Origin of the sequence: uncultured Campylobacter sp., from assembly GCF_937997535.1 — a bacterium.
Lineage (GTDB): Bacteria > Campylobacterota > Campylobacteria > Campylobacterales > Campylobacteraceae > Campylobacter_B.
Map to the genome: position 1 here is coordinate 1 of NZ_CALKTT010000042.1, position 17,311 is coordinate 17,311.

Genomic DNA, 17,311 nt, shown 5'->3' on the forward strand with positions numbered 1-17,311 from the left:
TATATATAAAAAATAGTATTGAGATCAGAAAAATACAAGGTAGTATTTTCTTAGTCTTTATATTTATAAAAAAAACAATGGGCAAGACAGCATAAAATACTAGCTCAATCGAGATCGTCCAAAGCGGCGCATTTATCTCACCCGTACCAAAAGCCTTACTGGCTTCAAGATTATAAAATTGCAAAAAGCTGATTTGAGTAAGAAGCCATTTAAAAAAATCAAAGTCAAAATTTAAATCTATAAAAATATATAAAATTACTATACCGATAAAAATATTAATATAAAGCCCTGGATAAATTCTTAAAATTCTATTTTTAATGTAAGTTTTTAAATCTTGATTTTTTGCATAAGACATACTTATTAAAAAACCACTAATCAGAAAAAATACAGTTACGCCGCTAAAATTTAGTATATTAGTTATATACCAAGACAAATCGCTTTTATCTGCTAAATAACCATTTGCATGAACAAACATAACTTGGAGCGCAGCTATCAATCTTAATAAATTAAAATTATTATTTACTATAATGCTATTATTCATTTAATGCACCAATTCTCGATAACTTCCCATATCCGTTCGAATATAACTCAAATTTACTATAATAAAATTCCCTATTTGCCATATCGACAATCTCCAACCCGTCCTCTTTTATCTCAAATTTTCTAATAATTTTTACGCCTTTATATTCTGCGGCTAGGCTTATAAAATTTTCTCCAAAATCCGCCACTTCGCATCTGCATTCCGCAAACATTCCAAATAGTCCTATCGCCCCCTCGCCCCAACTATTTTGTTCCAAATCGCCTATAATCGGCACGTTGTGTGCCTTGACACTTCTAAATTCATTTCTCCTGTCTGGGATCGGAGTATAAAGATAGGTGCCGGGATCCCTCGCTATGTCGCGACCGTTTATCCACAGCTCGTAGCCCAGCTTATCGTTGTGCGTATGTCCGCCGTGGCCATTCTGCCCGAGCGGCGTAGCGCAGATGGCGAGATAAAATTTATTGGACTTAAAGATAAAAATTCCGCTGTCCGGATAAAATATTTTTTTGATCTCTTGCGAATTTGGAATTTTAAATTCTATACTTTTTCGGTGCGACAGTTCGCCGAATTTCACGCCCGAGATGATCAGGCTTTTGTATGTTTTATCGCTCACTTGCAGCGTGCGCCCTGCGAGTGAGCGAACAAAGCTCCTCTCAAAGCGCATATCGTTTTTAAATATCTCATCGTCAAAAATCCCGCCCATGAAGCTAATTAGCGCCGAGTGATTTAAGATATTTTCATCCCAAAACGGCTCGCCCCCGCCCGCGAAGCCGCTTAAATTTAGATATTTTCGCGCGGCTTGTTCGCTGCTCAAAAACTCGCCGTTTGGGCTAAATTTAAAAAATCTGCCGCTGTCGTTATCGCCGAATTGCGGCACTTCGCCGTTTGGCTTTGTAATGTCCGCGGTAAACCTACCGATTTTGTATAGTCTGTCCACAAACCACTGCGGCAGCGCTATCTGTCCATCTAAAATTTTAAATTCCTGCTCCTCCGGCGGTAAAAGTTTCGGCTTTTTGCGCCAAAGTTTTGCGTCGTAATTTTGCAAAGATGAAATTTTATCGCTTTTTAGACCCAGTATCAGAGCCACGGAATACGCCATCAGTTCGCCGCTTAGGCGGTGGTAACTCGTAGAGCTTTCAAAATTTCCGCCGTCTTCGTAAAATTCCTTTTTCATTTCGCAGGTTATCTCTTGGAGGGCAAATGCTAGCCACGCGTCTATCTCGCCGCCGCCGTCCAAATACGCGCAAGCTTGCAGCAGACCTGCGATGTCGCTTAGATAGTGATTTGACGTTAGATGCGGCGAATATTCCAGGTTATTTACGATATGGAGAGCGTGCTCGTAGACGCTATTTGAAAGGGTCTGCTTGAAATTTTGATCTAAAATTCCGCCGCCGTCCATCTGGCAAAACATATCGTAAGCCGCCAGCATATTGGCGACTCTGATGCCTACGTCCATCGTGCAGGTCCAATTTACGCCTATTCTAGGCGGATTGTTGCGGATAAAATCTAAAATTTGGTTTTTAAATTCTTTTAAATTTTGCTCCTTTAAACTCGGATCCGCCATCGTAAAAATAGCAAGCTGCGGCAAGTGCTGAAACCTTGCAAGCTCCCACGGCACCTTTATATCGCTGCCGGGCTTATGGGCTATGCGCTGATCTTTGTACCATTTTTTCTCGCTCCACCGAAAGCCGCTTTTAAAATCCTTTTGCCAATCGATCGGCTCGTAGCCTTCAGGCGCGCTCGCGGGCGCCGCGACATTCATATCGTATTTGTATCGCTCAAGCCCGAGCGCCGCGCTATCATAGCTATTTTTTACCCAGCCGCTACCGAGTAGATCAAATTTATGCTGGATGTACATTTTGGATAGGTAATCGGCAACATCCGGATCGATATTTGACAGGTTGAGCTCTTTTATATTTATGTAGCTAGTTTTTATAATCGGAATGTTAAAATTTATATGTGTATTGCCTCGTATTAAATCGATATAATATTTACTTTTATTGTAAAAAAATACGTAAAATTTATTATAAATTTTTAATAAAATTAGTCTAGGTGTCATTGATGCGAGTTTTTTAAAGTAAAAATATATCATTGATCTATATCTTTGCACCGCATTCTTTATAAATTTTAATTAAATCATCAACAACTAGATCTATTTCATGATATTTTTCTACATACATTCTGCTCTTTTTGCCCAACTCTTCTCTTGCTTGCGGATTTAAAATTAAAAATTTAAGATTGTCGTAAATTGTTATAGGATTTGTATTCACAAATGGCAGCTCTTTTGGAAACTTATCTATTATGCTCTCTTTAATGTATGTAATTGTAGGTTTATATAAAGCGCAAGATTCGAGCGCCAAAACACCGTGCGAGCCCGTTCTTAGCTCATCAACCAATATATCGCAATCCGCTATTTCTTGATAAACTTCATGCTGAGTTAAATTGGTTATGAATTTATATTCGAATTTATAACCATCTTTTTGTAACCTATTAATTGCATCTTCTACAAAAATAGTGCCTCTTGGTATGGGATGAGTTGGCATATGCAAAATTTTAACAATATCGCTTTTATCTTTTTGTTCTATTTTTACATACTCATCAAGCATCTTTATGTCAATGGGCTGCCTAAATCTATAAATATTTTTAAAAAATGGAGCGCAATAAACCTCCATTTCCGGATCAGTTATAATTTTCACGCCATTTTTTGCAAGCGTTTTAAGCTTACTACGTATTTTACGGTCCTTATACTTATCATCAAACCTATAAAAAAATGGATTATCACTAACTGCCATTTCGATAATTCTAGCATCGCCACCACCCCAGCTAATAAACATTGGAATTTTAAAAAATTTAAAAATATATGTATCAAGGCAAAATGGTAGTATTGTTTCCCCATGATAATGAATCATCTGTCCCTTTTTAATAATCTCAAAAATTAATTTTATCCTATTAAAAAGTTTAACAACAACACTATCTTTGCCGCTATTTAAAGCTTTGTCGTATTTTAAGGCTCTTTTTGATAGTATTTTTTTACCTTGCTTATCACTAACGCCATCACTATCTTCGGAGGACAAAACAATGTTTATTGCTTCAAATCCTCTTTTTCTTAAATTTTCCGATATTGCATATGGCCAACCGGCCAAAAGTCCTATTTGATAAATCATTTTTAGCTCCTATTTTAACATTTCCTCTAAGATATTTTTATTTGGGAAATTTACCAAAACGCCCATGCCTTTTTTCTGGTATACAACCATACTACCGACAGCACACGCCGAAACACCAGCCAATTTAACAGCATCTCTTATATCCTCTATTTTCCCACATCCACCATTTGCGATTATTGGTATATTTGTATTTTCGACAACTTCTTTAAGCGTTTGTATATCATATCCATCCCAAGTACCGTCTTTTTCAATAGATGTAACAATTATTTCTCCAATACCGGCCGCCTGTAATCGCTTAATCCACTCTAAAATATCATATTTTTGTCTTTTTGTCCCATGATGAGAATATATATGTTTTTTACCCAAAAAATCCTTGCCGACATCAACAGAACCAATAACGCTTTGTGCACCAAAGTGACTTGAAATTTTTTCTATCAAATCGAGATTTTTAAAAGCATTTGAGTTCACTACAATCTTTTCAAAGCCGATTTCAAAAATTCTCTTCGCATCGTCAAAGGATTTTATATTGCCGCCGTAACTAAGGGGCATGAAACATTCATTTGCAATATCTTGCAAAATTCTAAAATTTATATCTCTATCTTCTTTTGAGGCGAAAATATCTAAGAACATCAACTCATCTACTTCTATCTCGTTAAAAATTCTAACAGTATTTACAGGATCGCCTATATAGCTATATTTTTTAAATTTGATTGTTTTTACAAGACTTTCATTTTTTAAAAGCAGACATGGGATCACTCTTGTTTGCAGCATCTTATATCCTTGCAAAATTTTCAAATATTTTCATACCAAATTTATGACTTTTTTCTGGATGAAACTGAGCGCCATAGATGTTATTCTTTTGTATTGCGCTATCAAAATTTATACCATAATTTGTTTTTAAAATAGAATTTTTCTCATCTTCTACTCTGACAAAATACGAATGAACAAAATAAAATCTAGCCTCTTCGTCTTCTTTTAGTCCGGCGGTTAATAAACTAGTATTTGAAATTTTGACATAGTTCCAACCCATATGCGGCACCCTTACATTGCTTTGTAGAAAATTTCTGAAACTTAATGTTTTTGCATCTATCCACCCGAGTCCTTTCAGATTCCCCTCATCGCTCGATTTTGTCAGAAGTTGCATACCAAGACAAATACCAAGGATTGGGATTTGCTCTTTTAATGCCTTTTCGTTAAGAACTTCAATTAAATTACTATCATTGATTCTTTTCATTGCAGCGTCAAAAGAACCGACTCCCGGCAAAAGTATCTTGCTCGCCTTTGCAATTTTATCAATATCGCTTTCTATAATAGCCTCTACGCCGATATATTTAAACATATTTTTAATGGAACCAAGATTGCCCATACCATAATTTACAATTGTTACCACTCTCTATCCTTTGGCATAGGGAAGCAATATTTTAAATAAAAACTCATAGGAACTAAATTTGCATTTGCAAGAATTTTAAAAAGCGGTCTTAATCTCTCAAAAGTCTTTTTATACGTTGGGTAATCATGCCATATTTTTGGCTTTCGGTTCATCACTTCTTCATATTGCTTATCGGTTAAATCTAATCTTTTTTTAAAATACTCTACCAAGTCTTTTTCTACATAGGGCTCGCTATTATATTCCGCCAGCGCGTCATCCCTACTCATTTTTCCATTTCTGACCTTCGCTGAGAGGGTATTATTTCGCATGTCTGTACCAAATTTTTGCGGCAAATAGACGCTGTGAAAAAATGAAGTCATTCTGTTTTCTAAATGATGTCCGCCATAATACTTCCAACCATACTCTGCTTCTAGAAATCTCATGGCGTCTTCTTTATTATAGCCAACATACCAAAAAGGTCTTATCTTTTTAATCCTAACAACAGCGGTCCAAAACAAAAATCTAGCTAGTGTCATCAAAGGATAGGTCCTCATGGGCATTTTGCCAAACATTTTATGTATTGATTCGATATATTTTCCATCAAAATAGTTTCTACCAACAGGGGTTATTCCCTCTTCTATAAACGAATGACCCTCTAAAACATATTTTATATTATACCTCCAAGCTGCTCTATACATAATCTCGGCCAATGCCAAATCGGTTGACGCCTCAATTTCAGCGACATCAGCCAAGAAAAAGGATCTAAAAATATCATCAACCTCTTTATTATCTACTACATAAGTATATAAATCTATATCAAGTCCGGTTAAGACTTTTCTAATATTTTGCGTTGCTATGGCGCTATTCCAAGTGTTATCATAATGTACCGCAAGCGGTCTAAGTCCCATTTTTTTTGCCAGATATAGCATATAGGATGAATCTGTTCCGCCGCTAACGCCTATAACGCAATCATACTTTTTCCCAATACCGTCCTTTTTAATTTGTTCTACTATTTTTTTAAATTCTTCTTCGCCCTCTTTTGTACCGGTTTTGTAATCACTTTTTAGCTTATCCAGTTGATGACAATAGTTACAGACACCATTTTCATCAAATGTGATATAAGGAACTCTACTATCATAAATACATCTAGTGCAAATTTTTAAATTAGCTTTCAATCCTCTATCCTTGCCTTTTCAATAACTATTTTTTTACCATCAGATGTTCTAATAAAAGCTCCTGGATATGGACTTGATTGGGCCCTGATAAAATCATAAAGCTCATTTGAAGGCTTTGATAGATCAATTTCTCCATCTTCTGGTGTCCTTTTGTCCCAGATCTCAAGTTTTGATTTATCCTGCTTAATAAATTGCATATCTGACAAGATGGGCAATGTTTTAACTAAAATTTCAATTGACTTATTGGTAGCTTTTTCATAAACCTCTTTAATGGTATCATTGTATTCTATCTTAAACCGTTCTTGAGCAATAATATCTCCTCCATCAACACTATCATCAAATTGAAAAAAAGTAACTCCCGTCTCTTTTTCTCCATTTATCATAGCCCAAACAAGTGGTGCCCAACCAGCATATTTTGGAAGCAATGATGCATGAATGCCACAAGCTCCATATTTTGGAATTGCTCTTATACTTTTAGGAACTATATAATACCAACCTAATACCAAAATAATATCTGGATTAATTTCTTTTATAATAAATTCATATTCTCCTAATTTTTTATTTTCATCAACATAATACAAGGGGATATTTTGTTTTTCTGCTATCGGATTTAAATTACTATAATTACTATTTTTAACTTTTTCATTACCTCTAACCATAAACTCTTGCGGGATAGTAAAAATAGCAGCTATATCAAAGCCATTAACAACTAGAGCTTGTAGCAACTCTTCACTAAACTTGGTGCAACCTAAAAAAACTATTCTCATGAAAACTCTTTTATTTTATCACAAACAAATAAAACATCTAAATCATTATAGCAAGGCAATGTAATTGTTTGCTCTTGCAAGTAAAGTGCGTTTTTTTGAACTGCGTTATATTTTTTAGAATAATATGATGTACCGCTAAGACAATATGTCCCTATTGTGCTTTCAATGCCTATATCTTTTAAATATGCGATTAATTTATCTCTTATGATATTTTTTGGAACTTTAAAGACAAGCGATTGAACATTATGTATTGCGCCTTCTGATATCTTTTGAATTTCAAATCCATAAGGCTCTAATTGTTTTGCAAATTGCTTCCTCATCTTATTTCTTGATGCCACTATGTCGTCTATTTTCTTGATTTGGACGATACCCATTGCGGCCTGTAGCTCTGACATTCTGTAATTGTATCCATAATCAATAAAGTTAAATTTATTGTTCTCAAATTTAGAGCCATGATTTAATTTAACATCAAAAAAATCTACTATTTTAGAATCGTTAAATGTTATTGCCCCGCCCTCGCCAGTAGTAAGTAGCTTTCTGGGGTGAAAACTAAAACAAGTAATATCCGCTATATTGCCACATTTTACACCAAATTCGCTACTACCGATAGCGCATGCAGCATCTTCTATTAGCGGGATACCTTTTTCTTTGCATATCTCGCTTATTTTATGAATACCGGATGGATTGCCTAATGCATCTACAAAAATAACTGCTTTTGTCTTTTTTGAAATTTTACTTGCTAATGACTCCGGCAGCATATTAAACGTATCAAAATCTACATCGGCAAAAATCGGTATGGCCCCTAAATCCTCCACCACATTAGCAGTGGCGGGAAAAGAAAAATCCGAGACTATAACTTCATCTCCGCTCCCAACCCCAACAGCTTTTAATGAAATAGACAAAGCGGTAGTAGCGGAAGTTGTAAGATATGCATATTTTGCACCCGTATAAGAAGCGATTTCATTTCTAAATTTTTCTACAAATACACCTTTTGTAAAATATCCGCTATCAAATATCTTTTTAAAATCGCTCTCTACTTCATCAAATGAAATATATGGTTTTATTAACTTTATCATTTTATATTCTCCTTATACCAGTTTACCGTCTGTCTTAGTCCGTCGTCAAATGTCGTATTATCTACATCACCAATTAAGGATATAAGCTTAGAATTGCTCGCGTTATGACATTTTACATCGGACACCCTGGCCTCTTTCGATATTATATCGCCTTTATAATCCATGATGTTAGCTATTTTGTGGATTACATCCGATATAGATGTTTGATTTTTAGATGAGATATTAACGCTATCACCAGCCTCCATTACAGAATATAGCTTCATAATAGAATCAATAGTATCATAAACGTAAATAAAATCTCTACTTTGCTTTCCATCTCCATGTATCTCAGGAGGAATTCCATTTAAAATTTTATAAACGGTTATCGGAATAACGCCAGATAAATAGCCTTTGTAATTTTGTCTTGGACCATAATTATTAAAAGGCCTTACTATAAATGCGTCTAAATTAAACATTTTTACCCACGAAGTAAGCGCAAGATCAGCAGCGGCCTTGCCTGCCGCATAAGCAGTAGTGGGAAAAATAGGGTGTTTTTCATCCATAGGCTCATAAACAGCGCTGCCATAAACTTCTGATGTAGAAAAATGAACCAATGTTTTAAAAAAACCTTTTTTTTGAAATTCAAGCAAATTTAAAACACCGTTTACATTTGTATCAAAGGCATTTTTTGGATTTACAAAGGAGTAATTAAGTGCTTTTGTTGCCAGATTAAAGACTATATCAATATTGTGGTTTGTAAAAATATACTCCAAGCTAGAGCATATCTCTATATCGTCTTTATACAAAATAACACCTTTGCTTATGGCTTTTTGCAAATTTGATTCGCTACCGGCAAACATATTATCAACGACTACAATACTTTTTGCGCCTTCAGACAATAATCTATCTACTAGATGACTGCCTATAAAACCGGCTCCGCCGGTTACGAGTATATTGCTACCATTTATTTTTGGTCTCACTTTACTGCCTCCATAATTTCTTTTTGAATAACACTAGCAACCTCGATAGCCGCCACCCCATTACACTCGTTAGCCACCACAATATCATCGCCGTTGCACAACTTAGCAAAATCTACAAGTTCAAGCAATAATGCCTCTTGCGGTCTTACATCAACTATCTCAATTTTTGATGATATGGATACATTGTCTATGTATTGCTCAATCGTTTGTTTGTTGACAAATATTTCTTTACTTAGAAGATTGCAGTCAATATATTTATCATCGCAAGTTACGCAGATATTTCTTGTCCTTTTTTCCGTAATTCTACTTGCTAAAATATTAGAAAAAGAGCCATTTTTATGTGTTATTATAGCCCTTGCATACTCTATCATTCGATTTTTTATGTAGCCGTGTGCATAAATTTTATCTACCTTGCCATTAAATTTTAGTGCCAGGTCAATATCGTGAATCATTAAATCCATAACCACATCAACGTCAGTTATTCTACTACTAACCTTATTTGTCCTAGAAAAATCAATAGCAATAGTGTTTTTGCTATTATTTATTACATTTTGTAAAGCAACGACGGCAGGATTATATCTTTCTATAAAACCGACTTGAATTTTTAAATTTAGCTCTTTTGCTAATTTTACTACCTCTTTGCTTGTTTCAAGCGTAGATGTCAACGGCTTTTCTACAAAAATGTTTTTAACATACTTTGAGACCAATTTTATATAATCAAAATGTGTAAAAGTAGGTGTTACTATTATTACGCCATCAAGTCCTTTTAAATCACTCTCTAAATTATCTGAAACCGGGACATTATAAATTTTTGAAATTTTATCACAAGCCTGTTTGTCTAAATCATATATAAAGGCAATTTCAACTTGTTTTAACATTGATAAATTTCTAAGATGGTTTTGCCCCATCACCCCAACTCCCAACAGGCCTATTTTTGCAGTTTTATTTTTCATCTGAGTTCCCTTGTATTTTATTGCCCATTTTATCTATATAGCTAAAATGTTTTGCGGGATTTCCCATAACTAGGCTATATGGCTCGACATTCTTTGTTACTACGCTCCCGGCAGCAACCATACAATATTCACCCAAAACTACACCACAAACTATTGTTGAATTTGCACCTATACTAGCACCATTTTTTATAATAGTTTTAGTGATTTGCCAATTTGTATTAAATGCTCTTGGGATTTTATCATTTGTAAAACTGACGTTCGGTCCCACAAATACATCATCTTCAATCACAACACCATGATATATAGAAACTCCGTTTTGTATTTTGCAATTGTTACCGATTTTTACACCGATATCAATATATGTATCTTTTGATATAATGCAATTCTTACCTATTTCACTATCTTCTCTGACTTGCGAATTTATCCAAATTTTAGTTCCTTCCCCTATCTTTGCTTGCGAGGAAACATGTGCATTTGGATGTATAAAATATGAATTATCCATTGTTTATAACCTTTATGATTAAATCTTGTTCACCTTTTGTGACAAAAGCCGACATAGGTATGGCCATGATATCGTTTGATACTTCTTCCGTGATTGGAAAATCACCTTTTTTGTATCCCAAATAATGAAAAACCTCCTGTAAGTGTAGAGGTATAGGATAATAAACGCCAGTAGGAATTCCATTATCATTGCATCTTTTTATCATATCATTTCTATCTTTTACTCTTATGCAGTATTGTGCCCAAACAGATAGATTATGTTCCTCCACAAATGGGGCAGTAACTCCTTTGAGATTATCTTTATAAGTATTTGCGATTTTTTGTCTGATAGCGATTTCATCTTCAAAATATTTTAATTTTACATTTAAGACCGCTGCTTGAATTGTATCTAAACGTCCATTTATTCCTATACAACCATGAACATACTTTTTAGTTTGTCCATGATTTAGGATAACACGAATTTGTCTTGCCAAATCATCATTGTTAGTAAAAACTGCTCCACCATCGCCATAGCAGCCAAGTGGTTTTGCCGGAAAAAATGATGTCGTTGCTATTTCAGAAAGACTACAAGATCTTTTATTTTTATATAAAGCGCCAAAGCTTTGTGCCGCATCTTCTATTACTTTTAAATGGTGTTTCTTTGCTATATCATTTATTTTATCCATATCTGGTACTTGGCCAAAAATAGAAACAGGCATTATAGCTTTTGTCCTTGGCGTTATAGCTGCTTCTATTTTTGAAGGATCTATATTATATGTTTTTTCATCAATATCAACAAAAACAGGTTTTGCTCCTACAAAAGCTATCATTTCAGCAGTCGCAATAAACGTAAACGGGCTTGTTATTACCTCATCTCCATTCTTAATACCCAATGCCATCAAAGAAAGCAATAACGCATCCGTACCATTTCCGCATGCAATAGCATGTTTAACGCCTACAAAACTAGCTAATTTGTTTTCTAGTAGAGTTACTTTGTCGCCCATTATATATATAGATGTTTCCAAAACATCGCGTATCTCATTGTCTATCTCAGTCTTATATTGCTGATATTGAGCTTGCAAATTTATAAAATTTACTCCCATTTTCCTATCTCCTTAATTTGAAATTATTTCTTGTCCAAAAATATGGTATATAATAATACTTTTGTCCTATAACACAGTATAGCATAAAATAAATAAAACTACTTATTGCTGTTGCATAAGCCGAGCCCATTAGCTCATATTTTTTTATTAATGCTAAATTTAAAAGTACATTTAAAATCAACGAACAAATGTTTATATATAAGACAAATGATGTCTTTTTTGCTATAAATACTCCGGGTGCAAAATTTATAATACCTATAAACAGAATAGATATTGATAGCCATGGAATAACGGTTGCAGCTTTTATATAAAATTCATTTGCAACCAAACGCACTATGTATTCCGAAAAACAAAATAAAAAACAAATTAATAAGACAGATAGGATTATAAAATAATTAAAAATTTTTGCTATTGAAGCCGGTGTATTCTCATCTCGATAATGTGTATATATTAATGGCGTCAATGCTGTTTGTACACCGGAGGTAAGCAAAGCAATGACCGATGCAAATCTAAAAGCAATACCATATATACCAACATCTTCTACTGATAAAAAATATTTAATTATAAACCTATCAGCATATACCATAGCATAGGCCATGATGACAGAAAATACCAATGGTAAAGAGAAATTAATCATTTTTTTCAAACAGCTTGAATTAAAAATAAAAGCATAATATTCTTTTGAATATATATATGATAATATAGCACATACTATAGATGCAATGATCTGTGCTATAAATACGGACATAATACCATATTCATACAGTAGCATAAAGTATGTGATTATTGCAACAATTAGACTATATACAAAACTGACTAATAAATTTTGTTTAGATTTTAATTGCCACTTTAGCTGACTACTACAATAGTGGTAAATAAAATTAAATCCGAAAGATAAAAAAGCTACAAATACAATATCCTTGTATTTTGTATTATCAAAAAGAAAAAAAGATATCTTTGAATAAAAAGGGGTAGTACAAACAATGAAAAAACCATATAAAAATACTATACTCCAAAAACCAGTTGAAACTATTGTTATTTTGTCATTATTATTGGACTCTGGGAAAAATCTAGATACTGCCTGATGAATTTCAAGCCCAATAATTACAGATATTATACTCCCAGTAACAACTAACAAATCAACAACTCCATATTCTTTTGCGGAGAGAAAAGAGGTATATACAGGAATCATTATGAAACTTATTGCTTTTGTTAAAATATTAGCAACCGTATATATAATGCTATCCAATAATAATTGTTTCTTCATTGCACCGATAACCTATTTTCTATCCATCTAAACTTACCATTTGATGTAAAATTAATTTGGTCTACATATTTTATATTTATATCTATGCTTTGCCCATATATTTTCTTTAGATCCGTAACAAGAGTATTTACCTCTTCTTTGAAACGTTTATCTAATAATACATTCTGATCTTTCACCTCAAGAACTAAATCAAATAATTTTAGCTCATGTTGAATAATTTTGGCAGCATTAATGTAAAATAAATGCTTAAATGGAAATGTAACGACCGCGGGCGGAATCAAATCCCCATTTTCATTATAAGTATAATCCTCCTGTCTGCCGATTATATCCTTAATAACTGGATATAGAGCATCGTTTGAACTACTCAAAATACCTTCAGCAATATCTGACATTTGGTATCTTATAATTGGCATAACTTCATTTATAAAACCTGTTGCAATAATTTTATTTTCATAGTCTGTTTCAAATATGCCATATGTAGGTATAAAATGATATAATCTATCATTCTTCCATGCGCCCAACGCCACTTTTTCGGTTTGACCATAATGCGAAATTTTCTGACAATGAAAAACTTCATCTATAATACTCATTTGCCAATCATATAGTACCTCTGATGCCAGCATTATCCCTTTCGGCTGATAGTGTATTTCTGATTCTTTTAATAATCTTGCAAATTTAACTATCGCCGATGGATACCCATGAATAAAATTATATCCTGTTTTTAAGATACGTTTTATAATAATATTTATATTATGGATATCCATTTTTATAATATTAATTCTTAAAACTCTTTCGTCTGGCAGAAAAATAAAATCTTTATTGTCATCTACGAAGCCTCTAAATTCAATCCTGCCATCGCCAGGAACATAACCAATTCTTTTCCATTGATAAAAGATAGATGCTAATTCCCGTAGTCTAGTTTTATCATCCTCATATATCTCTAATGTTTTTCCAGTTGTCCCACTCGTATATGCTTTTTTTAAATACGATATAGAAACATCGCTACGCACCATCTTTTTAGAATTATTTCTTATTTCATCTTTTGTTAATATAGGTATTTTCTTTAAATCAGAGATATCATTTAGCATAGAAGGATGAAAGCCCGCAGAATCATATTTTTCTTTATAGAATGTTGTTTTGTAATATGCAATATCAACAATATGTTTTAATGATTCAAACTGGTATTTTTCCATATACTTAATATTCTCTATTTCGTTATTCAATAGTAGATTATAAAAATTATAAAATTCTCTATTTAATTTTCTAATCCTATAGGGTATAATGGCATAAAGCCTTCTTGCAAATGCCTCTAAAATATAGTTTGATTTAATAATTTTTTTTATACTACCAATCATATTAAAAATGAAATCTCCGTCGTCTGCACCATATCCCAAAGCTCTATCGGCCAGCCTTTTTTGCTTCCTTTTAGAGCCCCAAATAGCGCCTCGAGCTCTTCGAGCTGTCCCTTTTGGCTTACGCTCGTTGAAATTTCTTTCAAGCCCACTCCATATCCTTTTAAGCTTTTGTAATCGTCCAAAACGATGCTCTTGCCGTCGAAGTGGATCTCCATAAATTCCTTGCTTAGTTCCTTGCTACCGTTTGCGAAATACTCGATATTTGCCACCGAACCGTCTTTGTATTTTAAGACGATGGATTTGTTATCCTCGGCGCTATATTTTTCATTGCTCGGCGTGATCGCCTGCGAAAATACGCTCTGTATCTCGCTGCCCGTTAGCGCCGTCATCAGATCTATTATGTGGCACGCTTCGCCCACCATTCTGCCGCCGTTTTCATGCACCCAGTGATCCATCGGTATGTAGCCTGCGTTCATTCTATATCTGATTATCATAGGATTTATTCTAGCGCTCGTGTGCTTTTTTATCTCCTGCGCGTAAACGCTAAATCGCCTATTAAATCCCACGAATAAAAGGGGCTTGTCGCCTCCCTCAGCGTAAAATTTCTTTATCTTTTCAAGCTCGTCCTTGTTTGTCGCAAGCGGCTTTTCTACAAATACGTTTTTACCTGCTTCAAGCGCCTTTAAAGTAAGCTCCGCATGGCTATCGTGCCTTGTGGAGATGATCACCAGATCAACGTTTTTATCGTTTAAAATATCGTCTAAATTTGAAGTAGCGTAGTTCGCTCCGTATTGCTGCGCCACCGCCTTTGCCTTATGCCCGCTTCGGTTCATGATCGCGTAAATTTTATATTTATCCGTAAGCTTTGAGATATTAGGCAGGTGCATACCGGTGGCAAATCCACCGACTCCGACGAATGCGACGTTTATCACATCCCTATTTACTGGCGCGGAGCTTATGATGATTTTTTTATCGTGATTTAGATAGCTATCAAGCTCGGTTAAATTTGCCTCGCCGTAGTCAAGCAAAACCATGAGCGGCTTATTCTGCGAAGTCTGTAGCGACTCAAACGCCTCCGTTACCTGCTCGATAGGATATTTTGCGTCTATGAGCTTATCCAGCTTTATCAAATTTTCATTTACCAGCCTTAGATACTCGCTCATGTTTCGATTTTCGGTCCATCTTACGTAGCTAAACGGATAATCAAGCCCCTGCTCTTCGTAGCTCTTGCCGTAGCGACCGGGACCATAGGATGTGGAGATGAGAAAATCAAGCTCCTTTTTATACATATCCTCTCTATTTATCTGCATACCGGCAACGCCTACGAGCACCACTCTGCCCTTTTTCTTGCACATCTGAAAGCTTTGTGACAGCGGCTCGCTACTGCTCGTAGCGGCGGTAAATAGCACTCCATCAGCGCCGTATCCACCGCTCCAGGATGAAACGACATCCAGCAAATCGTCTTTTGACGGGTTTATGACGAGCTCGGCGCCGTATTCCTTTGCTATCTGCAAGCGCCTATCGTCAAAATCGCTGACCGCAACCCTTACGCCTGAAATTTTAAGCATCTGCACCGCAAGAAGCCCTAAAATCCCAGCTCCCACCACTACGCAGGTCTCGCCTAACCTTAGATTGATCCGCCTAACGCCCTGCATCGCTATACCGCCCAGCGTCACGGTGCAAGCCCGCTCAAAGTCCATATCCTGCGGCATTTTCATAACTAAATTTTTTGGCACGTCTACGTATTCGGCGTGGTTTGCAAGCCCTGCGCCGGCTGCGGCAACGCGCTCTCCGACTTCAAAATTTGAAACGCCCTCTCCGACCGCTATGACGACGCCGCTAAGCGAATAGCCAGTCGGGCTTCCGCTATCAAGCTTGCCCTTTACCTTCGCGTAGACGCTGGCTATGCCATCGGATTTCACCATATTGATGACTTTTTTTACATTCTCCGGCTGCTCCAAGGCCCTTCTGATCAGGCTTTTACCGCTATTTGATACGCCGCTTATCTCGGTACCCGCCGATATGCAGCTATTTACCACCTTAATGAGAACACATCCCTTTGAAACACTTGGAGCAGGGATCTGCTCTGCCAAAACCTTACCTTTTTTAACTATTGCTTGTATCATTTTACAACCTTTATTTGTTTTAACTTCAATGCCGGCTTTTCTATAAAATTCCAAGAAACGCAAGCTATCGTGAGCGTCGCGGCTACTACTATTAGATATAGCCATAAAGAGCCGCTAAAGCCCAGACTAATTAGAATTTGAACTATCAGCATATGATAAAGATATGTACTATAAGAGAGATCGGTGCTTCTAGCTATCTTTAAATTTGTGTAGGAAAAAGCCATGCTAAAGATAACTAGCGCCAAAAGGAAAATTTGAAATACAGTAGAAATTTCCAAGCCTCTCTTATAATCTCCAAGTCCGCTTCCAAACTCTATAGCTGCAAAACAAAATATCAAATAGAGCGTAATATAATATAAGCCGTAGCCTACGAGATATTTTTTTATATCCAACCAATAAAGTCTCATAACTATGCCGATGATAAATATCCACAAAAACGGCAAGCATATCAGCTCGAGAAGCTTATTTAAATTTGAAGCGGAGTAGAAATTTTCATCGGCGATTGCGGGAATTATCATTGATGCAAAAAATAGAAAAACTAACAACAAATTTCTTATGATCACCTTCCTAATACACAAAATAAATGGAAGGACGATATAAAACGATAATTCGACGCTAAGCGTCCATAAAACGCCGCTCGGATAAGAGCTAAAAAAGCCGTCATAATTATATAAAACATCGTTTTTTATACCGATTATAAAGCCCGCTATGCCTGAAGCGGCGGTAATGACATACAACACAAGGTATTCTATGTATTTTAATACCGAGATATCATTAAAATTTTTGCCCACGTACATAGCTAACTCAAGTACTAAAATATTTACGAATAGAGCCGGATATATTCTAAGCGCTCTTTTTATAAAATACTCTTTCAAATTCCCGCTATTTAAATAACTATCGGTAATTAAAAATCCCGAAACCAGAAAAAATAATGGAACGCCGGGAAATAACCTAAGAAACTTATCCACGTAGCCCC

Annotated in this window: 16 protein-coding genes; all 16 read right to left on the reverse strand. The window is 35.3% G+C overall.

Features of this window, described 5'->3' with window-relative positions:
• Positions 1-541, reverse strand: a 541-nt coding sequence (locus Q0117_RS03970) for an acyltransferase (protein WP_297922847.1), incomplete at its 3' end; no start/stop codon positions are given.
• Positions 534-2,600, reverse strand: a complete 2,067-nt coding sequence (locus tag Q0117_RS03975) for an alginate lyase family protein (RefSeq protein ID WP_297922850.1) — start codon at positions 2,598-2,600, stop codon at positions 534-536. The genes Q0117_RS03975 and Q0117_RS03970, both read right to left, overlap by 8 nt.
• Before the next feature lie 37 nt (positions 2,601-2,637).
• Positions 2,638-3,705 carry a hypothetical protein gene (locus tag Q0117_RS03980; RefSeq protein ID WP_297922853.1) on the reverse strand — a complete coding sequence of 356 codons (1,068 nt, stop codon included), beginning with the start codon at positions 3,703-3,705 and terminating at the stop codon, positions 2,638-2,640.
• A 9-nt stretch (positions 3,706-3,714) separates the two neighbouring features.
• On the reverse strand, positions 3,715-4,476 hold the full coding sequence (locus Q0117_RS03985) for an AglZ/HisF2 family acetamidino modification protein (RefSeq protein WP_297922856.1): 762 nt from the start codon (positions 4,474-4,476) through the stop codon (positions 3,715-3,717).
• A 1-nt stretch (position 4,477) separates the two neighbouring features.
• The gene (hisH, locus tag Q0117_RS03990) at positions 4,478-5,095 is read right to left on the reverse strand and encodes an imidazole glycerol phosphate synthase subunit HisH (RefSeq protein ID WP_297922859.1); all 618 of its coding nucleotides are present in this window, start codon (positions 5,093-5,095) and stop codon (positions 4,478-4,480) included.
• Positions 5,089-6,249, reverse strand: a complete 1,161-nt coding sequence (locus Q0117_RS03995; RefSeq protein WP_297922862.1) for an N-acetyl sugar amidotransferase — start codon at positions 6,247-6,249, stop codon at positions 5,089-5,091. The genes hisH and Q0117_RS03995 overlap by 7 nt, the downstream gene beginning before the upstream one ends.
• Positions 6,246-7,016: a methionyl-tRNA formyltransferase gene (locus tag Q0117_RS04000; protein ID WP_297922865.1), complete on the reverse strand. Its 771-nt coding sequence runs from the start codon at positions 7,014-7,016 to the stop codon at positions 6,246-6,248. Before Q0117_RS04000 ends, Q0117_RS03995 begins: the two co-directional genes overlap by 4 nt.
• Positions 7,013-8,092, reverse strand: a complete 1,080-nt coding sequence (locus Q0117_RS04005; RefSeq protein WP_297922868.1) for a DegT/DnrJ/EryC1/StrS family aminotransferase — start codon at positions 8,090-8,092, stop codon at positions 7,013-7,015. Before Q0117_RS04005 ends, Q0117_RS04000 begins: the two co-directional genes overlap by 4 nt.
• Entirely contained in the window at positions 8,089-9,051 is a 963-nt protein-coding gene (locus tag Q0117_RS04010) for a GDP-mannose 4,6-dehydratase (protein ID WP_297922871.1), read from the reverse strand. The genes Q0117_RS04005 and Q0117_RS04010 overlap by 4 nt, the downstream gene beginning before the upstream one ends.
• Positions 9,048-10,004: a Gfo/Idh/MocA family oxidoreductase gene (locus Q0117_RS04015; protein ID WP_297922874.1), complete on the reverse strand. Its 957-nt coding sequence runs from the start codon at positions 10,002-10,004 to the stop codon at positions 9,048-9,050. The genes Q0117_RS04010 and Q0117_RS04015 overlap by 4 nt, the downstream gene beginning before the upstream one ends.
• The gene (locus tag Q0117_RS04020; protein WP_297922877.1) at positions 9,994-10,506 is read right to left on the reverse strand and encodes an acyltransferase; all 513 of its coding nucleotides are present in this window, start codon (positions 10,504-10,506) and stop codon (positions 9,994-9,996) included. The genes Q0117_RS04015 and Q0117_RS04020 overlap by 11 nt, the downstream gene beginning before the upstream one ends.
• Complete coding sequence (locus tag Q0117_RS04025) at positions 10,499-11,587, reverse strand: DegT/DnrJ/EryC1/StrS family aminotransferase (protein WP_297922880.1); 1,089 nt, start codon at positions 11,585-11,587, stop codon at positions 10,499-10,501. Before Q0117_RS04025 ends, Q0117_RS04020 begins: the two co-directional genes overlap by 8 nt.
• Before the next feature lie 4 nt (positions 11,588-11,591).
• Positions 11,592-12,854 (reverse strand): oligosaccharide flippase family protein, encoded by a 1,263-nt coding sequence (locus Q0117_RS04030; protein ID WP_297922883.1) that lies wholly within the window; start codon positions 12,852-12,854, stop codon positions 11,592-11,594.
• Positions 12,851-14,209 carry a hypothetical protein gene (locus Q0117_RS04035; protein WP_297922886.1) on the reverse strand — a complete coding sequence of 453 codons (1,359 nt, stop codon included), beginning with the start codon at positions 14,207-14,209 and terminating at the stop codon, positions 12,851-12,853. The genes Q0117_RS04030 and Q0117_RS04035 overlap by 4 nt, the downstream gene beginning before the upstream one ends.
• Entirely contained in the window at positions 14,206-16,335 is a 2,130-nt protein-coding gene (locus Q0117_RS04040; RefSeq protein WP_297922889.1) for a bi-domain-containing oxidoreductase, read from the reverse strand. The genes Q0117_RS04035 and Q0117_RS04040 overlap by 4 nt, the downstream gene beginning before the upstream one ends.
• Positions 16,332-17,303, reverse strand: coding sequence for an acyltransferase (locus tag Q0117_RS04045; protein WP_297922892.1), 972 nt, complete (start codon positions 17,301-17,303; stop codon positions 16,332-16,334). The genes Q0117_RS04040 and Q0117_RS04045 overlap by 4 nt, the downstream gene beginning before the upstream one ends.
• Positions 17,304-17,311 lie beyond the last annotated feature (8 nt).